This is a genomic window from Ruegeria sp. H9 (assembly GCF_056532915.1).
In genome coordinates this window covers 1,587,025-1,609,928 of the sequence record NZ_JBQFNX010000001.1, presented here as the reverse complement: position 1 = coordinate 1,609,928, position 22,904 = coordinate 1,587,025, and the positions used below count along the sequence as shown (strand labels likewise).

The following is a 22,904-nucleotide window of genomic DNA, read 5'->3' as shown; positions in this document are numbered from 1 at the left end:
ACATATAGGATTATTAACCCTGAAATTTCATAAAGTTACGCTAAAACTATATACGAAAAACCTGATCAAAGGTTCTAGTACGCGGTATTGCGGAACCCGCCTTTGGTTGCTGAAACACGTACTTTCAGCTATGATAAGGTACTATTTGAGTTCAAAGTTAATGTTTCGCGCCACCCAGTTCTGTGCCCGATTTAAAGTTTCAGAGGGCGGCGTTTGTATTAGTGGGGGGAAGATCAATGAATATTTCATTGCAAGAAGACGCCCGTGATCAGATTGAATATCCCGAAGAGCTGTCGATCATTTTTATCGGCAAGGAATTGTTCTACTCGAACCAAACCCTGAGAAGTGTTCAAAGCGAATTTGGCGTTCGTGCATCAAGATATGAAAGCCTTGACGACCTGCTGGCTGAGAGTGGGAACTCAGTTCCCTCCGAGCGCATCATTGTCGTGGATCAGATGATGCTCGAAGATCTGTTGGCGCGGCCCGCTGATTATTCCCGGCTCGCCGAGATAGGATGTCTGGCCTTCGCCTATCGCAAGAAAAGTCCGGCCCGGGTTCTGTTCGAACGCTGGGATCGTACCCGTTTCGGCAGTGTCGGGTATTTGCCAATGAACGTGGCGCCGGATGTTTGGCGCGCAATATTGCGGCTTCTGATGCACGAAGAGCTGCACCTGCCCTGCTTTCTGGCCGACAGCATGAACGCAACACAAAGTGCGCCAGGCACACCTATCGAAAAACAGCCTGCAACCAGAACCCGGTCGCCTGACAAACTGTTGCGATACTCAAAGCTGACGCGCCGCGAAAAGCAAGTCCTGAGGCTGGTATCGCAAGGCAAGAGCAACAAGACCATTGCGTCGAATCTGGGCATCACCGAACACACCGTAAAACTGCATATGCACAATGTCTCGGGCAAGATCGATGTGAGCAACCGGACTGAAGCTGCGCATTTCTACTTTGAGGTCGCGCCGAACGAAGCGCGCAACGCGCCCGTTGGATGAGGCATTCGAAACCCGGTTCGACCGGCTCATTCTGTTGGTGGGTCGGCTCAACTATATGTGGACGAACACGGAAAGCCTGCTGATCCACCTGATCGCAGGTCTGACCGGGGCCAACAAAGATGTTGCGGTCATCATATTCCTGACGCTTAACACCACACGTGCCCGTATCGATCTGGTCGAACGTCTCGCCAAGATGGAGGGTCGCCCCCCTGAAATCCGCGATCCGATTCTCGAACACACCCAGCGGTTGTCGCGCCTGTCCTCTATTCGAAACAAGTACAATCACTGCATCTATTCTTTCGATCAGGAAAGCGGAAATCCAAAGACCATCCTGATGCGCATTGCTGATCGCAAGACCGACATCAAACTTGGTCGTGAAGACACAGTTGACGACAAAGCAATGAAAGAAATCGAGGATGTTGTCACTCAGCTCTCGAATGCCAACAGGGATATCTGGAAATTGATCACCCAGCTGGGTTTCCCTGTCTGAGATGGTACTGGTGCGGGCGGTGGGACTCGAACCCACACGGCACTAAGGCCTTCGGATTTTAAGTCCGATATGTCTACCATTCCATCACGCCCGCACATCATCGTCGAAGTTTTGTCTCACCGCGCCGATGTCGTGTGCAGACACTTACAACCAACCAAAACGATTGAAAAGATACTCATTCATCAGATCCAGGGATGCATGCAGAACACCAACACAATCCTGCTGAATCAAGGCCGAGCTTGACAGCCTTTGGCCAATTCGTTCACGTCGGCGCAACACAAGATCAGGGAGCGAGCGATGAAACTAGTCAGTAACCCGTTTCGAGGTGGTTCTAAGCTTTCGGATCAGGCCCCTTATCCCTCCGTAGAGACAGATGGGTTGGGCCGGCATCGATTCTTCTGCCCTGACTTTGTCGAAACGCCCCTTGCGGATGCATCGGCGCTGGCACCCGTTGCGAATCTTTGGGTTAAAGATGAGCGGAGCCGCATGGGCCTGGGGTCGTTCAAAGCACTGGGTGCGGCTTATGTGATCGCCTGCCAAGCAAATGACATCTCGGTAACGCCAGATGGTAACACGCTCAAAGGGCGCACCTATGTTACGGCAAGCGCGGGCAATCACGGGATGAGCATGGCCGCGGGCGCGCGCGCCTTCGGAGCTGATTCAGTTGTCTACATCGCAGAAACAGTGCCAGAGAGCTTTGCAGATCGCCTGCGCGCTCAAAACGCACAAGTGGTCCGGGCGGGTGCGGATTACGCCGCCAGCATGGAAGCAGCCAGTCAGGCGGCGCAGGACAATGGCTGGACTTTGCTCTCGGACAGTTCCTGGGAGGGGTATACTGAACTACCGTACTTGCTGATGGAAGGGTATCTGCAAATGGCGGTCGAAGCCGCCGAGCAATGTAATGAGGCACCAACGCACATTCTTCTGCAAGCCGGTGTTGGCGGCATGGCCGGAGCCGTCGCTGCCTATGCGCGGGTCGTTTGGGGAGATGCTCCGCAGATCATCGTTGTCGAGCCAACCTCTGCCCCGGCGCTGCAGGCCAGTATCGAAGCGGGGCATTGTGTGTTTGCTGACGGGCCCGACAGCATCATGGGGCGACTGGATTGCAAAGAGCCCTCGCTGATCGCCTTGAACGGCTTGGCCCGAGATGCCGATCTGTTTGTGACAATCGAGGATGACACTGTCGAAGCACAGCTTCCGGCTATGGCGAAGGCCGGGTTGGAAACCAGCGCTTCGGGCGGTGCTGGCATTGCGGCCGTTCTGAACGACGCGATCCGTAGTGAACTGGGTATTGGACCGAATTCCAAAGTGCTCTGCATCTTGAGCGAGCAACCTGCATGAGAGGTTTCGCACCAGAGGAATTCGCGACCCGCGTTGCGCGCGCCCAGCATCGGATGCAAGAAACCGGGCTATCGGCCCTGTTGCTTACGACTGAGCCCCAGCTTCGCTATTTCACAGGTTATCTGACCCGTTTCTGGGAAAGCCCAACGCGGCCTTGGTTTCTGATCGTTCCGATTTCTGGCAAGCCGGTTGCAGTAATCCCATCCATCGGTGCTGCATTGATGGCGCAGACATGGATCGACGACATTCGAACCTGGAGTGCACCCGACCTTGAAGATGATGGGGTATCCCTGCTGGCCGATACACTGAGAGAGTTGACGCCTGAAAACGCCTCAATCGGCTGCCCCGACGGGCATGAGACCCATGTAAGGATGCCACTGGCCGATCTAAGGCATCTCGAATCCGCAATTGGAGCGCGCCAAATTACGGGTGACCATGGCATCCTGCGGGCGCTGCGGATGGTGAAATCTGACGCCGAGATCGCAAAGATTCGAACTGCCTGTCAGATTGGTGCCCACGCCTTTGCACGAGTGCCCGAGATTGCCTCAGCAGGGACACCGTTGGATCAGGTGTTTCGAAACTTTCAGAGACTCTGCCTTGAAGAAGGTGCCGACTGGGTGCCCTATCTGGCCGGAGGGGCCGAGCAAGGCGGGTACTCGGATGTAATCTCACCCGCGACACAGACCCCGCTTCGTATAGGCGATGTGCTTATGCTCGACACCGGCCTCGTCCACGATGGCTATTTTTGCGACTATGATCGCAATTGGTCCGTCGGCCCAGCGACCAAGGCGGTACGCGATGCACATGCCAGACTGGTCGAGGCTTCGGATGCAGCGTTTGATCAAGCCCGTCCCGGCGTGCCGGCTTCTCAGCTTTTTCATACGATGAACAGAATACTTACCGATGGCAGCGCGGGTACCGATGCCGGGAGACTGGGCCACGGGTTAGGAATGTCGTTGACCGAATGGCCTTCGCTTATTCCCGATGATCATACTGAACTGCAACCGGGAATGGTTTTGACGCTTGAACCGGGTATTGCGGTCGATGGCAAAATTCTCGTGCACGAAGAAAACATCCTGGTAACCGAAGGCGCGCCCGAATTCCTCAGCCCCCGCACCGGACCAGAGATCGCCGAGATATGAGCACGTTGCCGTACACACTGGATCCTGACGATCCCTCGGCCGTACCAATGGGGCTGATCGTTTTACAGACTGACGAGACAATCGAACCTGAGTTTCGTAGCCTTTTTATCGATGACAAAAGCCCGCTTTATGTCAGCCGCATTCCCAGCGGGACCGAGGTTAACACCGACACGCTGGCGCAGATGGAGACCGACTTGCCTGCAGCGGCTGATTTGCTGCCAAAGGCGCGGCCCTATCGAGTTGTTGGCTATGGATGTACGTCAGCCAGTTCGGTTATCGGCTCGGATCGGGTTAAGCAGATGGTCATGCAGTCCTGTAATACATCGACCGTCACCAACCCGTTGCGGGCAGCCTCTGCCTGCGCGAGACATTTGGGCGTCTCAAAATTTGCGCTGCTGTCGCCTTACATTGAAGAAGTAAACACTCCGTTGCGACGCGCGTTTGCAGAACAAGGCATCTCGATGGATGTGTTTGGCACTTTCGGCGAATCCGAAGAAGCCAAAGTTGTGCGGATCTCAACCGATTCCGTGGTCGATGCCGCCGTGCGACTGGGAAGAGATTCAACAGTCGACGCCGTATTCCTAAGTTGTACGAACCTTCGGACACTGACGGCTATCCCAAGGATCGAGGCGCAGATCGGCAAGCCTGTCCTGTCAAGCAACCAGAGTTTGGCCTGGCATATGAAACAACTGAACGTGTCGCAAAATTAGGTAAATGCGGCGTTTACGCGACTCCAATTGCTTTACGGGCTTGCGACCATTTGTTAGCCTCGTCATCAATGCACGAGAAGATCAATGAGGCCCGGACCAACCGGGTAATCATTTGACGCAACAGGGGGTCTTGTGACCGACACAAATAGCGACGCCGCGTTTGTTGAATTTCAACGCGTTCAAAAGTCTTATGATGGCGAGAACCTCGTCGTCAAAGATCTCAACCTGGCAATGCCAAAGGGCGAATTCCTGACCATGCTCGGGCCGTCCGGATCAGGTAAGACGACCTGCCTGATGATGCTTGCCGGATTCGAAACCGCCACACATGGCGAGATTCTTCTGGATGGAAAACCCATCAACAATATCCCTCCGCACAAACGTGGCATCGGGATGGTGTTCCAGAACTACGCTCTGTTCCCGCATATGACTGTAGCCGAGAACCTTTCGTTCCCGCTGGAAGTCCGCAAGCTGGGTAAGTCCGAGCGCGAGGAGAAGGTCAAGCGCGCGCTGGACATGGTGCAGATGGGTGCCTTCGGCAATCGTCGCCCCGCGCAGTTGTCGGGTGGTCAGCAGCAACGGATCGCACTGGCACGTGCGCTGGTTTTCGAGCCCGAACTGGTGTTGATGGACGAACCGCTGGGTGCGTTGGACAAACAACTACGCGAGCATATGCAGTTCGAAATCACCCGTCTGGCGCATGAACTGGGCATCACCACCGTTTACGTGACCCACGATCAGACCGAAGCTCTGACGATGTCCGACCGCGTGGCAGTGTTTGACGATGGTCGCATTCAGCAATTGGCCCCGCCGGATCAACTTTATGAAGAGCCCGAAAACAGCTTCGTTGCGCAATTTATAGGTGAAAACAATACGCTAGAAGGCGTTGTTAAATCGATAGACGGTGACACTTGCCTTGTACAGCTGGATGACGGTTCGGAAATTGATGCAGTTCCGATCAACGTGCACAATCCGGGTGAGCGCACCAAGGTCTCGATCCGGCCCGAGCGTGTGGAATTCAACAAGGACCGTCTGCATGCCGATGCGCATACGCTGAAAGCCACGGTCAAGGAATTCATCTATATGGGCGACGTGTTCCGCTTCCGCATGTCGGTGGCGGGCAATGACGAATTCATTGTCAAAACACGGAATGCCCCCGACGCCATTCGCCTGCAACCGGGGCAGGAAATCGAAATCGGATGGTTGGCACAGGATTGTCGTGCGCTCGACGCATAGACCAAGCCGCGCGATACAAACGTGGTTTACCGAGGGACCAGCTGGCGAAAACCCGTGCGTCAGCTGACCAAACAACAAACGGGAAGTACTGGGAGTAACACATGAAAACTACCAAAACACTGCTGACAGCAGCTGCTATTGCGACAGCGGCTGGCGGCGTTTCCGCCGAAGAGATGACCATCGTCTCGTGGGGCGGCGCCTATTCCAAATCGCAGCTCAAGGCTTATCACGAGCCCTATTCGGAGAAGACCGGCGTCACCATCCTGAACGATGACAGCTCGAACGAGGCCGTCGCCAAACTGCGCGCGATGAACGAAGCGGGCAACATCACATGGGACGTGGTTGATGTGGTTGCGGCGGACGCAATCCGCCTCTGCGACGAAGGTCTAGCACTTGAGATCGATTTCGACACTCAACTGGCCCCTGCCCCCGATGGCACGCCTGCCTCCGAAGATTTCGGTGACCTTCTGGTCAGCGACTGCTTTATCCCGCAGATCGTCTATTCAACCACTTTCGGTTATCGCACAGATCTGGTCGGTGATACTCCGCCAACCGACATCTGCGCAGTATTCGATCTTGAAGCCTATCCCGGCAAGCGCTCGCTGGAAAAGCGCCCGATCAACAACATGGAATGGGCGCTGCTGTGTGACGGCGTTGCAAAAGACGACGTCTACGACGTTCTGGCCACTGCTGAAGGTCAGGACCAGGCCTTGGCCAAATTGGATACCATCAAGGACAGTGTCGTCTGGTGGTCTGCCGGTGCCGACACGCCACAATTGCTAGCCGATGGTGAAGTTGTCATGGGTTCGACCTATAACGGCCGCCTGTTCAGCGTGATCGAAGAACAAAAGCAGCCGGTAGCGATGCTGTGGGATGCTCAGGTATTCGATCTTGATGGCTGGATCATTCCTGCAGGCCTGAGCGAAGAGCGTCAACAGCGCGCGCTGGACTACATCATGTTCGCAACTGACACGCAGCGTCTGGCAGATCAGGCCAAGTACATCTCGTACGGCCCGGCTCGTGCCTCCTCTGCACCGCTGGTGGGTCAGCACGCCGATCTGGGCATCGACATGGCACCACACATGCCGACCGATCCGGAAAACGCCAAGAACACGTTCCTGTACAACTACGAGTTCTGGGCGGATTACCGTGACGATATCGACGCCAAATTCCAGGCTTGGCTGGCGCAATAAGCGTTTGATTTCCTGAGATTGTCGGGGGCGGCTATCGCCCCCGACCCCAAAAATACCCAAGGGGTACCGATGACTGACGCCACCCAAAATACTGGTCCCATGCTGGCCGCGGACGGCACGCCACTCAAGCAATCGCTGGCCCGGTCTCTGCGACGGCAAAAGCTGCGGGCCCTGATGCTGGTCGCCCCACTGCTGCTGTTCGTTATGTTCTCGTTCATCGTGCCTATTGCGGCGATGCTGTTCCGATCTGTGGAAAACAGCATCGTACAAGAGACACTGCCCCTGACGGTTGAAGCATTGCAAAGCTGGGATGAAACCAGCGGCGAGTTGCCCGACGAAGCCGTTTATGACGCCTTTGTCCGCGATATGGTCGTGGCCGTCGATAACAAGACACACACCCGGCTGGGTTCGCGTCTGAACTACGAAGAGACAGGCATGTCTTCAATGTTCCGCCGCTCGGGTCGGAAAATGGGTAAGCTGGACCCCGAAACCGATGGGCCGTTCAAAGACCAGGTCATCGAGATTCACGACGGCTGGGGTGAACCGCAGACTTGGGCGGTTATCAAGACGCATTCGCCCGCTGTCACCAATGGCTATTTTCTGAACGCTGTGGACATGCGCCGCACGCCCGAGGGCGCGCAGGCGCAGCCCGAGGACAAGCAGATCCTGATCAAGCTGTTCGGGCGCACTTTGTTCATGTCGCTGGTGATCACCGCGTCCTGTATCCTGCTGGCCTATCCGGTCAGTTATTTGCTGGCGACACTTCCGATGCGGGTGTCGAACCTGCTGATGATCCTCGTGTTGTTGCCCTTCTGGACGTCATTGTTGGTGCGAACCTCGGCGTGGAAGGTGATGTTGCAGCAACAGGGCGTGATCAATGAAACATTGGTCTGGCTGGGACTGGTCGCCGACGACGCCAGGCTGGTGATCATCAACAACCAGATCGGCACGATCATAGCTATGACGCATATCCTGCTGCCGTTCATGATCCTGCCAATGTATTCGGTGATGCAGACCATACCGCCCTCGTACACCCGCGCCGCAAAATCCATGGGCGCGACCAACTGGACGACATTCTGGCGCATCTACTTCCCGCAATCCATTCCTGGCATTGGCGCGGGCTCAATCCTCGTGTTCATTCTGGCGATCGGCTACTACATCACGCCTGAAATCGTTGGCGGCACCAAAGGTGTCTTTATTTCGAACCGGATTGCCTATCACATCTCGTCTTCACTGAACTGGGGGCTGGCCGCGGCATTGGGAACGATCCTTCTGGGCGTCGTACTGCTGCTCTACTGGTGCTACGACAAGATTGTCGGCATTGATAACGTGAAGCTGGGATAATCGACATGGCCGCACTTACTCCGATATCCCGCAAACCTTTGTCCATGGTTTTGCCAAGCGTTGCGCTGGCAGGCGCCTTCGCCGGTATCTTTGTCGGCGCGGGCAATGGCTCGGTCTTCCTCGGCATTATTGGCGGTGCAGCCTTGATCGCCGCTGTGGCCTGGGTCTACATCACGATACTCAAGAACGAAAAACTGGCACGATGGATCAATATCCTTGGCTTTGGCATCGTCGGCTTTCTGTTCTCTGGCCCAATGGGCGGCGTTCTGGGCCTGTTGGGTGGATGGTTCTTCGTCTGGTTTATCTTTTGGCTGTACGAAGGTCGATATCGCCAAAAACTGTTGCCCTATCTGACCGCGAAACAAGTGTTCTATCACTACTTGTTCCGGGTGATCTGCGGCGCGATCTTCGTGTTCCTGATCACCCCGATCCTCGTGGTTTTGCCGCTTTCGTTCAACGCGCAGGACTTCTTTACCTTCACGCCAGAAATGCTGCGGCTCGACCCGGAAGGGTACTCGCTCAAGCACTACCGCGATTTCTTCACCAACAATGAATGGCAGCGCAGCTTCAAGAACTCGCTCATCATTGCGCCGATTGCGACGATCATCTCGGTCTCGCTGGGCACGCTGGCGGCCATTGGCCTCAGCCAGAGCCACGTTCCAGGCCGCCGCGCCATCATGGGCATCCTGATCTCGCCAATGATCGTGCCGCTGATCATTTCAGCCACAGGCATGTTCTTCTTCTACAGCGATATCGGCCGCTTCATGGAGGGAACACTGGGCATGAACAAGAATTTTGTGGGCTATGTGAAAGTGATCCTCGCTCACGCCGTTCTGGGTATTCCATTCGTCATCATCACCGTGACCGCAACGCTAGTGGGCTTTGACCGCTCGCTGACGCGGGCGGCGGCGAATATGGGCGCGGGTCCAGTGCGGACGTTCTTCAAGATCCAGATGCCTCTGATCCTGCCGGGCGTGATCTCGGGTGGCCTGTTTGCCTTCATCACCTCGTTCGACGAAGTGGTCGTGGTGTTGTTTGTCGGCTCTGCCAGCCAAAAGACTCTGCCATGGCAGATGTTCACTGGCCTGCGTGAACAGATCAGCCCGACCATTCTGGCTGTGGCGACGATCCTTGTTGTGATCTCAATCGCGCTGCTGACCACGGTCGAACTGCTGCGCCGCCGGTCCGAGCGTCTGCGGGGTCTCTCCCCCGCTTGACGCAAGCGCAGGTCTGATCTAACGATCTATACGTTCATCCCAGCCGCGATGGCGTCGCGGACGCACTGGGATGATCGGCTCTCGGACCCCGAGACCGCCTGTCCTGAACGCCGGGACAAGTGGCCGGGTTTGCCGCCCGGCAAAGATGAGAGACCTAGTCATGACAGACACAACAAATCGCCCAGAATTCTTCACCTGCCACAATGGCGATAAAGCGCCCCTGCCGTTCAGCAAGGGTGAATACGACCGCCGCCTTGGCGCCCTGCGCGCTATCATGGCCAAGCATGACATCCCCGCCGTCCTGCTGACCTCGATGCAGAACATCGCCTATTATTCCGGCTTTCTGTACTGCTCTTTCGGTCGGCCCTATGGCTGCGTCGTCACGCAGGACGCCTGCACCACCGTCTCGGCCAATATCGACGCGGGCCAGCCCTGGCGCCGCTCGGTCGAGGATAACGTCATCTACACCGACTGGAAGCGCGACAATTACTGGCGCGCAGTGGCCAGCCTGATCGGCGGGGCCAAACGGATCGGGATCGAAGGCGACCACATGACATTGGCGGCGCGCAACACGGCGCTGGACATGCTGGGCGGACCGGAACTGATCGATATCGCACCTGACACGATGTTTGCCCGCATGGTGAAATCCGCAGAAGAGATCGAGCTGATCAAAGGCGGCGCGCGCACCGCTGACGTGGGTGGAGCCGCCATTCACGCAGCTATCCGTGAAGGCGCCACCGAGATCGAGATCGCCATGGCTGGACGCGACGCGATGGAAGAGGAAATCGCCCGCGCCTACCCGGATGCCGAATACCGCGACACATGGGTCTGGTTCCAGTCGGCGCTTAACACCGACGGCGCACATAACCCGGTGACTAAACGCGCGCTGCAAAAGGGCGATATCCTGTCGCTGAACACCTTCCCGATGATCTCGGGCTATTACACCGCGCTGGAACGCACCCTGTTCCTGGGCGAGCCCGACGCAGACAGCCTGCGCCTGTGGAAGGCCAACGTTGCCGCGCATGAGCTGGGCCTGAGCCTGATCAAACCCGGCGCGACCTGTTCGGGCATCACGGCTGAGATCAACCGCTTCTTCGCGGATGAGGGCCTGCTGCAATACCGCTCGTTCGGGTATGGCCATTCCTTCGGCATCCTCAGCCACTATTACGGGCGCGAGGCCGGTCTGGAGCTGCGCGAAGATATCGACACGGTGCTGGAACCCGGCATGGTCGTCTCGATCGAGCCGATGCTGTGGATCCCCGAAGGCCAGCCCGGCGCGGGCGGCTATCGTGAGCACGATATCCTCGTGGTGGGCGAAGACGGGGCCGAGAACATCACCGGCTTCCCCTATGGTCCCGGCCACAACATCATCGGGGCGTAAGAAAACGGGTGGGGCTGATGGCCCCACCTACTACCGCTGGTTGCGTTCGTGAAAGATGAAGCCGAGAAAGTTCAGCAACAGCTGCGCTGCCAGAATCTGGGTACTTTCCGTCGGGTCGTAAGCAGGCGCGACTTCGACCAGATCGATGCCCACAACATCCCCGCGTTTGGCCAGACCCTGTAGAATTTCCAGTACATCGTAGTAGAGAAACCCGCCATGGCTGGGCGTCCCGGTGCCCGCGGCAATCGAAGGACAGAAGGCGTCGATATCTATCGTTACGTAATACCGTGCCCCCTGCGGGATACGCGCCAGCACTGCCTCGGCCCCCAGTTTGCGCACCTGCCGCACAGACAGGATGTCCGACCCGCGCGCACGGGCGTCGTCATAGCCTTCCTTCGCGGTGGATGAGACATTGCGGATGCCCAGCTGCGTCATGCCTGAGACATAGTCTTTCTCAATCGCCCGCCGCATCGGGTTGCCATGTCCGGCGGTCACTCCGTGGCGTTCATCGACAAAATCCAGATGCGCGTCGATCTGCACCACATGGATCGGGCCGTTCTGCGTGCAATCCTCGGCGAAGGCATTGATACAGGGGATGTTGATCGAATGGTCCCCGCCAATTGTCACCGGCAAGGCCCCTGCTTTCAGGATCTTGCCCACCCCCAAGGCGATATTCGCATGGCTCTCGTCGGTCTTGGTATGGATAATATCCGCGTCCCCCAGATCAACGATCCGCACCGAGCCATCCAGATAGGTTGCGTCATCTTCGTGATCATAAGCCCCAGCGTGGCCGAAACTGAACAGGGTCGAGGCTTCGCGCACGGCCCGAGGTCCAAACCGCGCCCCCGGTCGCCATTGGGTCCCGAAATCGAAGGGCGCGCCGAGAACGGCGATATCCGCCTCTATCTCATCCCAATTCTCAACATATGGAGATTTGGCGAAGGTTGAGATGCCGACAAAAGGCAGGTTTAGTCGCCCCGCCTTATAACCATGGTCTTGCATGGGTATTTCCTTTTTCATTGCCACTGTCACGTTCGATGACATCAATCGCAGCAGCATCTTGTGCTCAGGATGGACCAATGTCGAGATGCCCGGCGTGCAGCTTCAGAAATTCGAGCCACTCACGCGAGTGTTGCGTGTATGTGATCTGCTTTGCGGGCAAGATCGAATATGAACCCGATCGGAGGATGCCATGTCGATTCCACGTCGCAGCTTTGTCGGCCTGTTGGGGGCAAGCGCTGTAGCCCCTCGCGCTCTTTGGGCGCAGGATGACCCTGTCTACGATGCCGTACGTTCAACTTTGTATGACAGTCGGACCGATTTCGAAGCCGGGATGGCGTTCCTGACCGAGCGCGGCAAACCGGACGTTGTGCCCGCGCTTCTGACGGCGATGCGCTATGGTAGACGGCGAGAGCGAGACATTGCCAAAGTCATGGAAGCGTTGAGCGGCGCGCGCCACGGCACAGACTGGTTCGAATGGATGCTATGGCAAGAACGGAACGCTCAGATTGTACCTCATCCATCTTTGATACCGTTCAAACGCGAAGTTCTTTTGGGCATCGATCAGAACTTCGACGTTTTCCTGAAACCCGAATATTTGCAACGCGACAACATGAAGATTCGGTTGGAAGAGATCAGTTGGGGTGGTGTGCTAAAGGACGGTATCCCTTCGCTGGACAATCCCAAGCTGATCCCGGCGGCGCGGGCGGACTACATGAAAGACGACGATTTGGTCTTTGGCGTCTCGATCAACGGCGATGTACGCGCTTATCCGCTGCGCATCATGGGCTGGCACGAGATGTTCAACGAGGTGATCGGAGGCGTTCCGGTAGCACTGGCCTATTGTACGCTGTGCGGATCGGGGATTTTGTTTGAAACGCAGGTCGAGGGGCGGCGGAAGCCGTTTGTATTTGGCTCGTCCGGGTTCCTGTATCGGTCGAACAAATTGATGTTCGACCGTGAGACGCATTCGTTATGGAACCAGTACACAGGTAAGCCCGTGGTCGGACCGCTGGTCAACAGTGGAATCGAGCTGAAGCAGCGTCCTGTGGTGATCACCCGCTGGGACAGCTGGAAGGCGTCGCATTCAGATACGAAGGTGCTGTCGCTCAGCACCGGTCATCGGCGCAACTATGGCTCGGGCGTTGTGTATCGCGATTACTTTGCCTCACCCGATCTGATGTTCCCGGCCTTGGTCGATCAAAGTCGGCATCGCCAGAAGGACTACGTGTTCGCCGTGCGCCAGTTCGGCGCGGCGCGGGCCTGGCCGTTGGACGCGTTCAAGGGCAAGCCGGTGATCAACGATGCGATTGGCGGGCGGGCACTGATGCTGATGGGCGACCCGGACAAGCGCAGCGTGCGCGCCTACGAGCGTGGATCGCGCCAGTTCCGCGCGACCACCGATGGCGGGCTGCTGGACGAAACGGGCAACAAGTGGCGCGTCACCGAAGAGGCACTAATTGGCCCGGATGGCGCAGAGTTGCCGCGCGTCGCGGGACATATCTCGTATTGGTTTGCCTGGGACAATTATCTTGGCGACGCAGCCAGCGTTTACGGACGCTGATCAAGAATGTTCCTCGGCCGCTGTGGCGGCCAGCGCGCGGTTGTAAGCTTTCAGCGCGTCGATGTGATAGAGCGCGCCAACGGGGTTTTCACAGCCGTCCTTGTCGATGATCACCACCGGGATGCAAGGGATGTCATCGCGGTCGAAATATGGCATCGCGGCCTCAAGCGTGGCGCTGGCCTTGACGCATAGGCCTTGTTCGATCAATGCCTGCGCGTCTTCCTTGGAGATCGAACGCGCGTCCCCCAGCGGGCGCATCACTGCGCCTGCGCGCAGCATTGCCAGCAAGTAGGCCTGCGGCCCGGCGGCAAGGTGCACATTGCGTCGTTCCAGCTGGGTCAGGAAGAAGGACCGGTCCACAAGGCGCGAGGCCAGCGCAGTGGACATCGAGACCGAAACCATCACGGCGAGGCCGATCTGCCAGTCTCCGGTCAATTCAAACACGATGAGCGTGGTTGAGATTGGTGCGCCCAGCACCGCGGCGGCCACCGCGCCCATCCCGGCAAAGGCATAGAGCGTATGGGTGCCTGACACATCTGGCAGCAATCCGGTGGCGATCAGGCCGAAGGCCAACCCGGTCAACGCTCCGATCATCAATGAAGGGGAAAACACACCACCACCCATGCGACCGCCCATGGTAATCGCCACTGCGACGGTCTTGATGACCGCGAACAGGATCGCGGTCGTCAGCACGAGGTCCCCGGTCAAGGCACGGATCGTGGTTTCGTATCCCACGCCGATGATGTGCGGAAACCAGACCGCCAACAGGCCGAGCATCGCGCCCGAAACACCGGGGCGCAGCCAGCGCGGCAGAGACAAACGGTTTTGAATATGCGTGCCGATATCCTCGGCGAAGAAGATCGATCGCATCAGCAGCAGCGAGACCAGCCCGCAAATCAGGCCTAGGATCAGGAAGGCGGGCAGCTCGACATAGAATTGCAACGACCCGGGCGTATCCAGCGTGAATTCGGTCACGTCACCATAAGCCAGCCGGTTGATCACGGTCCCCGCGACCGAGGCGATGACAATGGGCGCAAAGGCATGAACGGCGAAGTGGCGCAGCACAACCTCAAGCGCAAATAAAGCACCGGCGATGGGGGCGTTGAAACTGGCCGAAACTGCAGCGGCCACAGCGCAACCCAATAGGTCGCGCCCGGTGATGCCGTCGGCGTGGATACGGTCGCTGACCCAAGTCGAGATGACCCCGGCCATATGCACAACAGGTCCTTCCCGCCCCGTGGATCCGCCTGAGCTGAGCGTGATCAGCGAAGCGAAAAAAGATGCGATACCGGCCTTCTTTTCGACCCGTCCATCAGTGATGGCCGCACCCTCGATCACATCAGCTACCGAACGCACACGGCCATCATCGGTATACCTGTTCAGGATGATCCCGACGACCAACCCGCCGACCACAGGTGTAAGGAAAATCCAGAGCCAATGCAGCTTCTCAGCATGGCTGTGCAGGAATAGGATATCTTCGGTGTTGTAGAGATAAGCCTGCAACGACGAGATCGCCATCCGGAATCCCAGCGCCATGAAGCCTGCAGCGATCCCAATGACCAGAGCAATAAACCAGAACTGAATCTGGCTGGGGCCACGATGAAGCATTACCCGCCATGCATCCCGCAGCGCTGAGAGGGCTTGATTGAGCTGATTGCGCAGCACGGTGCGGGTCGATTGGGTCATTGGCCCTCGTTGGGGTGGTCGCCTGACCCTTAGTAAGCCACGCGCGCGCCTTAGAAAAGTCGGTTCACGACAAGATGCTCACAGAATGCGCGTCATGCATCCAATAGGGCACGGGCAGCGGCACGTGCCTCATCCGTAATGGTGTCGCCTGCGACCATCCGGGCGATTTCGTCGACGCGGTCGGGGTCGGCCAGCGGGATCACGGTGGACAGGGTCTGATCGCCGGTGACCTGTTTCTGCACCCGCCAGTGATGCGCCGCCCGTGCGGCCACTTGCGGCGAGTGAGTGACGACCAGCACCTGCCCGCCCTGCGCGAGTGCGGCCAGACGGCGGCCCACCGCGTCCGCCGTGGCACCGCCGACACCGCGGTCAATCTCGTCAAAGATCATCGTGCGGGCACTGTCTTCGCCCGTTAGGCAGACCTTAAGCGCCAGCAGAAAGCGGCTGAGTTCGCCGCCCGAGGCGATTTTGTTGAGCGGCCCTGACGGCGCCCCCGGGTTGGTGGCGACGGTGAAGGCCACCGCGTCGGTGCCTTCGGGGCCTGCGTCGGTCGCGGTGATCTCGGTCCGGAACACGGCGCGTTCCATTTTCAGGGGCGCGAGTTCAGCCATTACTGCGGTGTCCAACGCACTGGCGGCCTTACGGCGCGTTTCGCCGAGTGCGGTGGCCGCGTTGTCATACGCAGCTTGTGCCGCGTCCACAGCAGCGCGTTTGTTGCTGAGGTCGGCGTCACCTGCATCCAGCCGGTTCAGGCGGTCGCGCAAGGTATCGGCGAAGGTGCCCAGATCATCGGGGGCCACATCGTGTTTCCGTGCCAGCGCGCGAATGGCAAAGAGGCGTTCCTCGGCCTGTTCCAGTTCCGCTGGGTTAAAATCGAGCGCTTGCAGACAGGCGTTGACCCCATCCTGCGCCTCGCCCAGTTCGATCAGGGCGCGACCCAGCGCTGCAATGGGGCCTTCCAACTGGCCACCCGCATTGTCCGACACGCCTTCCAGCCAGCGCACGGCATCGGCCATCGCGCCCTCGGCCCCGTCGCCGTCCAGCAAGGCAAAGGCACGGGCCACGTCATCGCGAATCCGCTCGGCCGCTTGCATCATGCGGCGGCGGGCGTCGAGATCTGCATCCTCGCCCGGCTGCGGGTCAAGCTGATCCAACTCGGCAACGGAATGACGCAGGAACTCTTCTTCGGCACGCATAGCCTCCAGCGCTGCCTCAGTCTGCGCCAGAGCTTTGCGGGCGATGGACATCTGGCCCCATGCGGCACGCACGGCGGCCAACTGATCCCCTGCCCCGGCATAGGCATCCAGCATTGTGCGATGCCCGCGTGGGTTCAGCAGGCCTCGGTCATCATGTTGGCCGTGTAGTTCGATCAGAGTTTCCGACAGCGCCCGTAACACTTCGCCCGAACAACGGCGGTCATTGACCCATGCAGTCTTACGTCCCTCGGCCGTGTTGACGCGGCGCAGGATCAGCTCCTCGCCACCGGGCAGACCCGCCTCGGCCAGAATCGAATGGGCAGGGTGATCGTCAGGCAGTTCAAACTCGGCCACAACTTCGCCCTGTGCGGCCCCCTGACGAACCAGCTCGGCGCGCCCTCGCCAGCCCAGCACAAAGCCCAGCGAATCCAGCAAGATCGACTTGCCCGCGCCGGTTTCACCGGTCAAAGCATTCAAGCCCGGCTGAAACGTCAGCTCCAGCCGGTCGATGATCAGCATGTCGCGGATATCAAGGGCGCGCAGCATCGGGTCTTTAGCGTCCCAAGCCTTTAGCCATGGCCGTTACAACCACTCACCCTTGACGGTCTGGCGATAGATCGTGCTGAGCCAATTGTTACCTCGGCTCTTTAGATCGAGACCACGCGACGTCAGCAACGTGTACCCCGCGTCGTACCATTCCGAGGACTGATAGTTGTAACCCAGAATCGCACCCGCGGTCTGCGCCTCGTCCACCAGTCCCAGCGCCAGATACGCCTCGATCAGGCGATAGAGCGCCTCGGCGGTATGAGATGTGGTCTGAAAATCCTCGACCACCACGCGGAATCGGTTGATCGCCGCAGTGAAGTGATCCTGACGCAGATAATAGCGCCCGATCTCCATCTCTTTGCCAGCCAGATGGTCAAAGGCAAGGTCGAATTTCAGTACGGCAGATGTGGCATACTCACTGTCTGGGTAGACTTCGATCACCGTGCGCAGCGCCTGCAGTGCCTGAAAGGTCAGCCCCTGATCACGGCCAACTTCGTCGATCTGATCATAGTAGCTGAGCGCCAGAAGATACTGGGCATAGGCGGCGTCTTCGTCAGTGGGATAGAAATCGATATATCGCTGCGCGGCGGCGCGGCTTTCTTCATAGTTCTGGTCCGAATGGAATGAGAACGCCTGCATGATCAGCGCACGTTTCGCCCAATCGGAATAAGGATAAAGCCGCTCTACTTCAGAGAAATACCAAGCCGCGTCGTCCGAGCGATTCTGCGACAGCTCGTATTCACCGCGGGTGTAAATCTGTTCAGGCGTGAAACCTTCGAGGTTTTGGCTGCGGTCTGCCCCACGGTTACCAAACAGACCTCCGGCATTGCCACATGCCGTCAAAGTTGCTGCCAGAAGAAGCGCACCTGCGATTCTGACTGCCGCTTTGCTGCCAACCATTCCGCCCATCCTTGTCGTCTACTTAGCGGGAATTACCCCTGATCGGGCCTCGGTCTAGCACATAAAATTCCAGTGCAAAACGCCTTATCCACCCTCATGGCGCAAATGTCGTCAGAGTTGATCAGATCACGCAACCTGCGGGATTTCGCTTCGCACAAGGCCCTGGCCGGGCAGACGCGCGGCTTGTTCAGGGGTACAAAGGATCGGTCGCACAGCGCCCGGTGTTTCGAACAGTTTGCGCAGCAATGTGTTAGTCATCGAATGCCCCGACTTCTCGCCGACAAAGCGCCCCAGAATCGGACCGCCTGCAAGATAGAGATCACCCAGAGCGTCCAGCATTTTGTGGCGCACCGCTTCATCCGTGTGACGGAAGCCACCCGGGGTCAGGACTTCGTCGCCCTGTACGACTACGGCATTGTCCAATGTGCCGCCCAAGGCCAATCCGTTTTCACGCATCGCTTCGACATCTGTGCGGCGGCAAAACGTGCGACTGTCGCAGAGTTCACGCGCAAACGAACCATTGCGCATGTCCAAAACTTTTGTCTGGCTTCCAATGGCGTCATCTTCGAAATCAATGTGGAACTCGATCTCCAGACCTTCCGCAGGCGCGATAGATGCCTTTGCGCCCTCGCGTTCAACAGAGACGGGTTTGAGCACTTCATAAGCCAGTACCGGACTAGCCTGACGACGAACGCCTTTGGCCATGATGCCCCGAACAAAGGCCACGGACGAACCATCCATGATCGGGACTTCGGGACCGTCGATTTCAATCAGCGCATTATGGACACCACATCCGGCAAGTGCCGCCATGATGTGTTCCACAGTCGATACCGACACATTCGCATCGTTAACCAATCGTGTGCAAAGAGGCGTCCGCTCAACAACGTCATAGATAGCGGGGATCAACGCATTGCCCAGCTCGATATCAGTCCGTTTGAACCAGATTCCATGACCTGCCGCTGCAGGCTTCAGAACCATCGTCGCAGGCTTGCCGCTATGCAGCCCAGTGCCCACAAACGTGACTGAAGATTTGAGCGTATGTTGCAATGTGAGCCTCGGTGAGTTGTGTCCAGCCTATCAGGGGCTGTGTTGCACCCTCAACTAAGGAAGGGGGCATCAAGGCTCAACTCACCTTTTGCAACCGAATGAAACATGAATGTGACACATCGGCAAATCCCTGCTTACACCAGCTCAACACCTTGTGTTTCCACAAAAAAGGGCCGCGCGATGGCGGCCCTTCGAGATGATTTTGTTACCGCGATCAGTTGGCCTGACGCCGTAGGAAGGCGGGAATTTCGATGCGCTCCTGATCAGGATCGGCTTCATCCTGAACAGGTGCCGTTGCGTCAACCGACCGCATCGCAGGCTGTTGGCGTACCGGTTGAGCGGGCGTATCGGCCGCATGGCCGGTCATCCGGTCAATCAATCGGTTGAAGCCAAAACGCGGGCGATCCTCGGTCGCTTGCTGCGGCTGAGGGGCCGGTTCGCGAGGTGCCTCAGGCGTCGGACGCAGCCGGTTCGAAGGTACTTTCTGAACTGCGGCCTGCAACCGCTGCATCGCTTCCGGAGACGGTGTGCCGGGGGTCTGGGCACGCGGTGCGTCGTAGGAGTCGACTGTCTCTTCGACTTCGGGTTGCGGTTCGAACTGCGCAACCTGAGGCTGATAGGCGGGCGGAGGCAGCCCGTCATCTTCCTGCTCGGCAGCGGGTTGTTCGTCTTGCCAGCCTTCATTGAACTCGACATCTTCGATGGACTCGAAGAGCGTGGGCGCAATGTTGTCCTCAGCCGGGGCCTCATCTGCAGCGATTTGTTCAGGCGTGGAGTCTTCTGCCGAAACCGTGCGTGTCAGCGGAGCCGACATCGAACGGCGGGCGACCGGTACATCTTCGCTTTTCTCGCTGGCATCGATACCGGTGGCAACGACTGAAACGCGCATTCCGCCTTCCATCTCGGTGTCGAGGGTCGAACCGACAATTATATTGGCCTCCGGGTCCACTTCCTCGCGGATGCGGTTGGCGGCCTCGTCCAGTTCGAACAAGGTCAGGTCGTGCGCACCGGTGATGTTGATTAGCACACCCTTGGCACCCTTGAGGCTGATTTCGTCCAACAGCGGGTTAGCAATGGCCTTCTCGGCTGCCTGAATGGCGCGATCTTCACCGGTCGCTTCGCCTGTGCCCATCATCGCCTTGCCCATCTCGTCCATCACGGCACGAACGTCGGCGAAGTCGAGGTTGATCAGACCCGGACGCACCATCAGGTCGGTTACGCCTTTGACGCCCTGATACAGGACATCGTCGGCCATCGAGAACGCCTCGGTAAATGTTGTCTTTTCGTTGGCCAGACGGAACAGGTTCTGGTTCGGAATGATGATCAGCGTATCAACGACTTTCTGCAGCGCATCAACGCCGTCTTCGGCCTGACGCATACGCTTGGCGCCTTCGAACTGGAAGGGTTTGGTGACAACCCCAACGGTCAGAACACCCAACTCCCGCGCTGCCTGCGCGATGATCGGCGCCGCGCCGGTGCCTGTGCCGCCACCCATGCCGGCGGTAATAAAGCACATATGCGCACCCGCCAGATGATCCACGATCTGTTCGATGCTTTCTTCAGCTGCTGCAGCACCCACGGTCGGACGCGCACCTGCACCTAACCCTTCGGTGACTTTGACGCCCAGCTGCACCCGCGCCGACGAACGGCTTTGCTGCAGCGCCTGTGCGTCTGTGTTCGCGACGACAAATTCTACGCCGTCCAACTGTTTTTCAATCATGTTGTCGACAGCATTGCCCCCAGCGCCGCCAACGCCAAATACGGTAATCCGAGGCTTGAGTTCGTCGTGCCCGGGCATCGAAAGATTTAATGTCATGCTCTGTCCGCCTGTTTTTTATGTTGCCGCAAAATGCGGTTTTTCTGACCTATCCACAGTCGATTTTACTGTGTCATTTCGGAAACGTCACCAGAAAAATCGCACGAATCCACAAAATATGGAGGAAATAAGGCAGCAAACAGCGGCATTTCGCTGTTACCGCGACATGTTGCGGCGAAAGACTCATGCGCTACTACACACGGAAAGACCCCGCCCACCTTGAGGGGGGGGGGTGTAAAACTTTTAGTCACTCGTTTGGTCGCGGAAAACTGCTCAATGTCCTGCCGCTGGGCCTCTGCCGGGCCTTGAGCCTTATTTTGCGGCAATTTGGCAGTTGCCGCAACTGATTTCTTTAGCCTACCGGGGCACTTGGGCAATTCAGGCCATCTTCAGAGATGCTACGGACCTCTTGCATTTCGCTGCCGACGAAGCGCGCCAGCCGCACCATCAACCGGTCATTGTACAGGTAGGGCCACCAGCAGACTGGCAGGCCATCGGGCGCATCATCGTACAGAAAACAGATCTGGCCATTTGGCGTGGTGATCTGGCCATAGACACAGCCCCGCCCCTCCATCCGCCAGACCGAGAGAGTCGGGCTGAGAAATTCCTCAGTTCCGACCAACATACCGCTTCGGATTTCATGGAAGGTGATCGTTTTGCCAACGACGGCGCTCAGAAACGCCTCTGGCGTAATCAGGGTTTGAGCCGGGGCCGCAGCGGGTCCAAGGGCCGCGCCAACGGCTGCACCACGCAGGGCATTACCAATTGTCACGGAACCAGCGCACGGCGCGCTTGAACGGGCGCGCGGCATAGGTGTCGACCGGGATCTCAAAATCCCACCATTCGTCCTGAGGATGCGCCGCAAACAGGCTAAGCCCCACTGCCGAAGAAAAACCGGGCCCGGTCGCGGATTGCGGCAGGCCATGAACACGCAGCGGGCGGCCCAAACGAACACGCTGACCCAGAATCCGGCTGGCAAGCCCGTCTAGCCCCATGATCTGGCTGCCACCACCAGTCAGAACGATCTGCTGGCTTGGCAGGTGGTCGAAACCGGCAGCGTCCAGACGAGTACGCACCTCTTCGAGAATCTCCTCGACGCGGGGGCGCATGATGCCGATCAACTCGGCACGGCTGACGGTACGGCGGTCATGCTCCCAATCGCCAGTATCGCCACCGATGTCGATCAGGTCGCGATCATCGGCTCCGGTCGCGTGAACGCCGCCGTTAAAGGTCTTGATCCGTTCGGCCACCGCTGCGGGCACGCCGAGGCCCATCGAAATATCGCTGGTCACGTGATCGCCGCCCATGCGCACGCAATCGGCATAGATCATGTGTTTCTTCATGAAGATCGAGATGCTGGTGGTGCCGCCGCCCAGATCGATACAGGCCGCGCCCAACTCCTGTTCGTCCTCGACCAATGCGGAAATGCCCGAGACATAGGCCGAGTTCGCAATCCCTGCCAGCTCCAGATCGCAGCGCTTGATACAGCGGACGATGTTCTGGATCGCCACCGCATCGACGGTTAGCATGTGCATATCCACTGCAAGGCTCTGCCCCAACTGCCCACGCGGATCGATTAGTCCCGAGCGGTTGTCGAGCGCGAAATTCACCGGTTGCGCATGCAGTACCTCGCGCCCTTCGCCGTAATCGGGCACGTCGCAGGCGTTCAGGACACGACCGACCTCGGCTTCGGTAACTAGTTGCCCTTCCAGATCGACCTGTGCATCCAGCCCGTACGAGCGCGGGTTCGCCCCTGAGAAGGATGCAATCACGTGATCCACGCGGATATCGGCCATCTTCTGCGCTGCCTGCAGTGCGGTGCGGATGGCGCGTTCGGTCTCCTGCATCGCTGTGACTTCGCCGAACTGCACCCCGCGCGAGCGGGTAGTCGCAGCGCCGATGACGCGGAACCCGGTCTGACCGGCCATGGAGCCGATCGAGTTATCCTCGGACAACCGCCCCGTCCCGTCGAAGCGCAATACAAGGCAAGCGATTTTGGAGCTGCCGACATCCAGGATAGCAACTACACCGCGTTGCATTGCCTGTCGGCGCATCTGCCGCATAGCCCTTTGGGACTGATAAAGATCGGTCATCATGGTCG

Annotated in this window: 19 protein-coding genes and 1 tRNA gene; 11 read left to right on the top strand and 9 right to left on the bottom strand. The window is 58.2% G+C overall.

All coding sequences use genetic code 11. The features are described from left to right. Positions 1–236: 236 nt before the first annotated feature. Both ACR0CZ_RS07765 and ACR0CZ_RS07760 read left to right on the top strand, forming a co-directional pair. Positions 237–998 carry a helix-turn-helix transcriptional regulator gene (locus tag ACR0CZ_RS07765; RefSeq protein ID WP_480537010.1) on the top strand — a complete coding sequence of 254 codons (762 nt, stop codon included), beginning with the start codon at positions 237–239 and terminating at the stop codon, positions 996–998. Continuing rightward, the gene (locus tag ACR0CZ_RS07760) at positions 991–1,488 is read left to right on the top strand and encodes a hypothetical protein (RefSeq protein ID WP_170391988.1); all 498 of its coding nucleotides are present in this window, start codon (positions 991–993) and stop codon (positions 1,486–1,488) included. Before ACR0CZ_RS07765 ends, ACR0CZ_RS07760 begins: the two co-directional genes overlap by 8 nt. An 8-nt stretch (positions 1,489–1,496) precedes the next feature. Here ACR0CZ_RS07760 and ACR0CZ_RS07755 read toward each other — a convergent pair. Then, positions 1,497–1,582: transfer RNA gene (locus tag ACR0CZ_RS07755), tRNA-Leu, on the bottom strand. Between the two features lie 203 nt (positions 1,583–1,785). Here ACR0CZ_RS07755 and ACR0CZ_RS07750 point away from each other — a divergent pair. The 8 genes from ACR0CZ_RS07750 to ACR0CZ_RS07715 all read left to right on the top strand — a co-directional run bounded on the left by ACR0CZ_RS07750 (position 1,786) and on the right by ACR0CZ_RS07715 (position 11,049). Further along, positions 1,786–2,829: a pyridoxal-phosphate dependent enzyme gene (locus ACR0CZ_RS07750; protein ID WP_170391990.1), complete on the top strand. Its 1,044-nt coding sequence runs from the start codon at positions 1,786–1,788 to the stop codon at positions 2,827–2,829. Further along, positions 2,826–3,971, top strand: coding sequence for a M24 family metallopeptidase (locus ACR0CZ_RS07745; protein ID WP_170391992.1), 1,146 nt, complete (start codon positions 2,826–2,828; stop codon positions 3,969–3,971). The genes ACR0CZ_RS07750 and ACR0CZ_RS07745 overlap by 4 nt, the downstream gene beginning before the upstream one ends. After that, a complete protein-coding gene (locus ACR0CZ_RS07740; protein WP_170465072.1) occupies positions 3,968–4,681 on the top strand; it encodes an aspartate racemase/maleate isomerase family protein in 714 nt (237 codons plus the stop codon). The genes ACR0CZ_RS07745 and ACR0CZ_RS07740 overlap by 4 nt, the downstream gene beginning before the upstream one ends. Positions 4,682–4,813: 132 nt before the next feature. After that, positions 4,814–5,914, top strand: coding sequence for an ABC transporter ATP-binding protein (locus ACR0CZ_RS07735; protein WP_170391997.1), 1,101 nt, complete (start codon positions 4,814–4,816; stop codon positions 5,912–5,914). Positions 5,915–6,015: 101 nt separating this feature from the next. Next, entirely contained in the window at positions 6,016–7,107 is a 1,092-nt protein-coding gene (locus ACR0CZ_RS07730) for an extracellular solute-binding protein (protein WP_170391999.1), read from the top strand. A 69-nt stretch (positions 7,108–7,176) separates the two neighbouring features. After that, entirely contained in the window at positions 7,177–8,451 is a 1,275-nt protein-coding gene (locus ACR0CZ_RS07725) for an ABC transporter permease (RefSeq protein ID WP_170392001.1), read from the top strand. A 5-nt stretch (positions 8,452–8,456) separates the two neighbouring features. Further along, the gene (locus ACR0CZ_RS07720) at positions 8,457–9,668 is read left to right on the top strand and encodes an ABC transporter permease (RefSeq protein WP_170392003.1); all 1,212 of its coding nucleotides are present in this window, start codon (positions 8,457–8,459) and stop codon (positions 9,666–9,668) included. 160 nt (positions 9,669–9,828) lie between these two features. Further along, positions 9,829–11,049: an aminopeptidase P family protein gene (locus ACR0CZ_RS07715; RefSeq protein ID WP_170392005.1), complete on the top strand. Its 1,221-nt coding sequence runs from the start codon at positions 9,829–9,831 to the stop codon at positions 11,047–11,049. A 30-nt stretch (positions 11,050–11,079) separates the two neighbouring features. On the opposite strand, the gene speB is transcribed toward ACR0CZ_RS07715, so the two are convergent. Beyond that, on the bottom strand, positions 11,080–12,051 hold the full coding sequence (speB, locus tag ACR0CZ_RS07710; RefSeq protein ID WP_170392007.1) for an agmatinase: 972 nt from the start codon (positions 12,049–12,051) through the stop codon (positions 11,080–11,082). A gap of 190 nt (positions 12,052–12,241) precedes the next feature. Between speB and ACR0CZ_RS07705 the strand changes: the two genes are divergently transcribed. Next, a complete protein-coding gene (locus tag ACR0CZ_RS07705; protein WP_170392009.1) occupies positions 12,242–13,612 on the top strand; it encodes a DUF3179 domain-containing protein in 1,371 nt (456 codons plus the stop codon). Here ACR0CZ_RS07705 and ACR0CZ_RS07700 read toward each other — a convergent pair whose 3' ends face one another. From ACR0CZ_RS07700 to ftsA, 7 genes are all read right to left on the bottom strand, one after another. Beyond that, entirely contained in the window at positions 13,613–15,298 is a 1,686-nt protein-coding gene (locus tag ACR0CZ_RS07700) for a chloride channel protein (protein ID WP_170392011.1), read from the bottom strand. It lies immediately after the preceding gene. Between the two features lie 92 nt (positions 15,299–15,390). After that, complete coding sequence (gene recN, locus ACR0CZ_RS07695) at positions 15,391–17,040, bottom strand: DNA repair protein RecN (protein WP_170392013.1); 1,650 nt, start codon at positions 17,038–17,040, stop codon at positions 15,391–15,393. Positions 17,041–17,076: 36 nt separating this feature from the next. Beyond that, positions 17,077–17,940, bottom strand: coding sequence for an outer membrane protein assembly factor BamD (locus ACR0CZ_RS07690; protein WP_170392015.1), 864 nt, complete (start codon positions 17,938–17,940; stop codon positions 17,077–17,079). Between the two features lie 126 nt (positions 17,941–18,066). Continuing rightward, positions 18,067–18,987, bottom strand: coding sequence for a UDP-3-O-acyl-N-acetylglucosamine deacetylase (lpxC, locus tag ACR0CZ_RS07685; RefSeq protein ID WP_170420844.1), 921 nt, complete (start codon positions 18,985–18,987; stop codon positions 18,067–18,069). Positions 18,988–19,201: 214 nt separating this feature from the next. Next, positions 19,202–20,803, bottom strand: coding sequence for a cell division protein FtsZ (gene ftsZ / locus ACR0CZ_RS07680; protein WP_170420842.1), 1,602 nt, complete (start codon positions 20,801–20,803; stop codon positions 19,202–19,204). Positions 20,804–21,155: 352 nt separating this feature from the next. Further along, the gene (locus ACR0CZ_RS07675) at positions 21,156–21,575 is read right to left on the bottom strand and encodes a hypothetical protein (RefSeq protein ID WP_170392021.1); all 420 of its coding nucleotides are present in this window, start codon (positions 21,573–21,575) and stop codon (positions 21,156–21,158) included. Then, positions 21,562–22,896 (bottom strand): cell division protein FtsA, encoded by a 1,335-nt coding sequence (gene ftsA, locus ACR0CZ_RS07670; RefSeq protein WP_170392023.1) that lies wholly within the window; start codon positions 22,894–22,896, stop codon positions 21,562–21,564. Before ftsA ends, ACR0CZ_RS07675 begins: the two co-directional genes overlap by 14 nt. Positions 22,897–22,904: the final 8 nt, after the last annotated feature.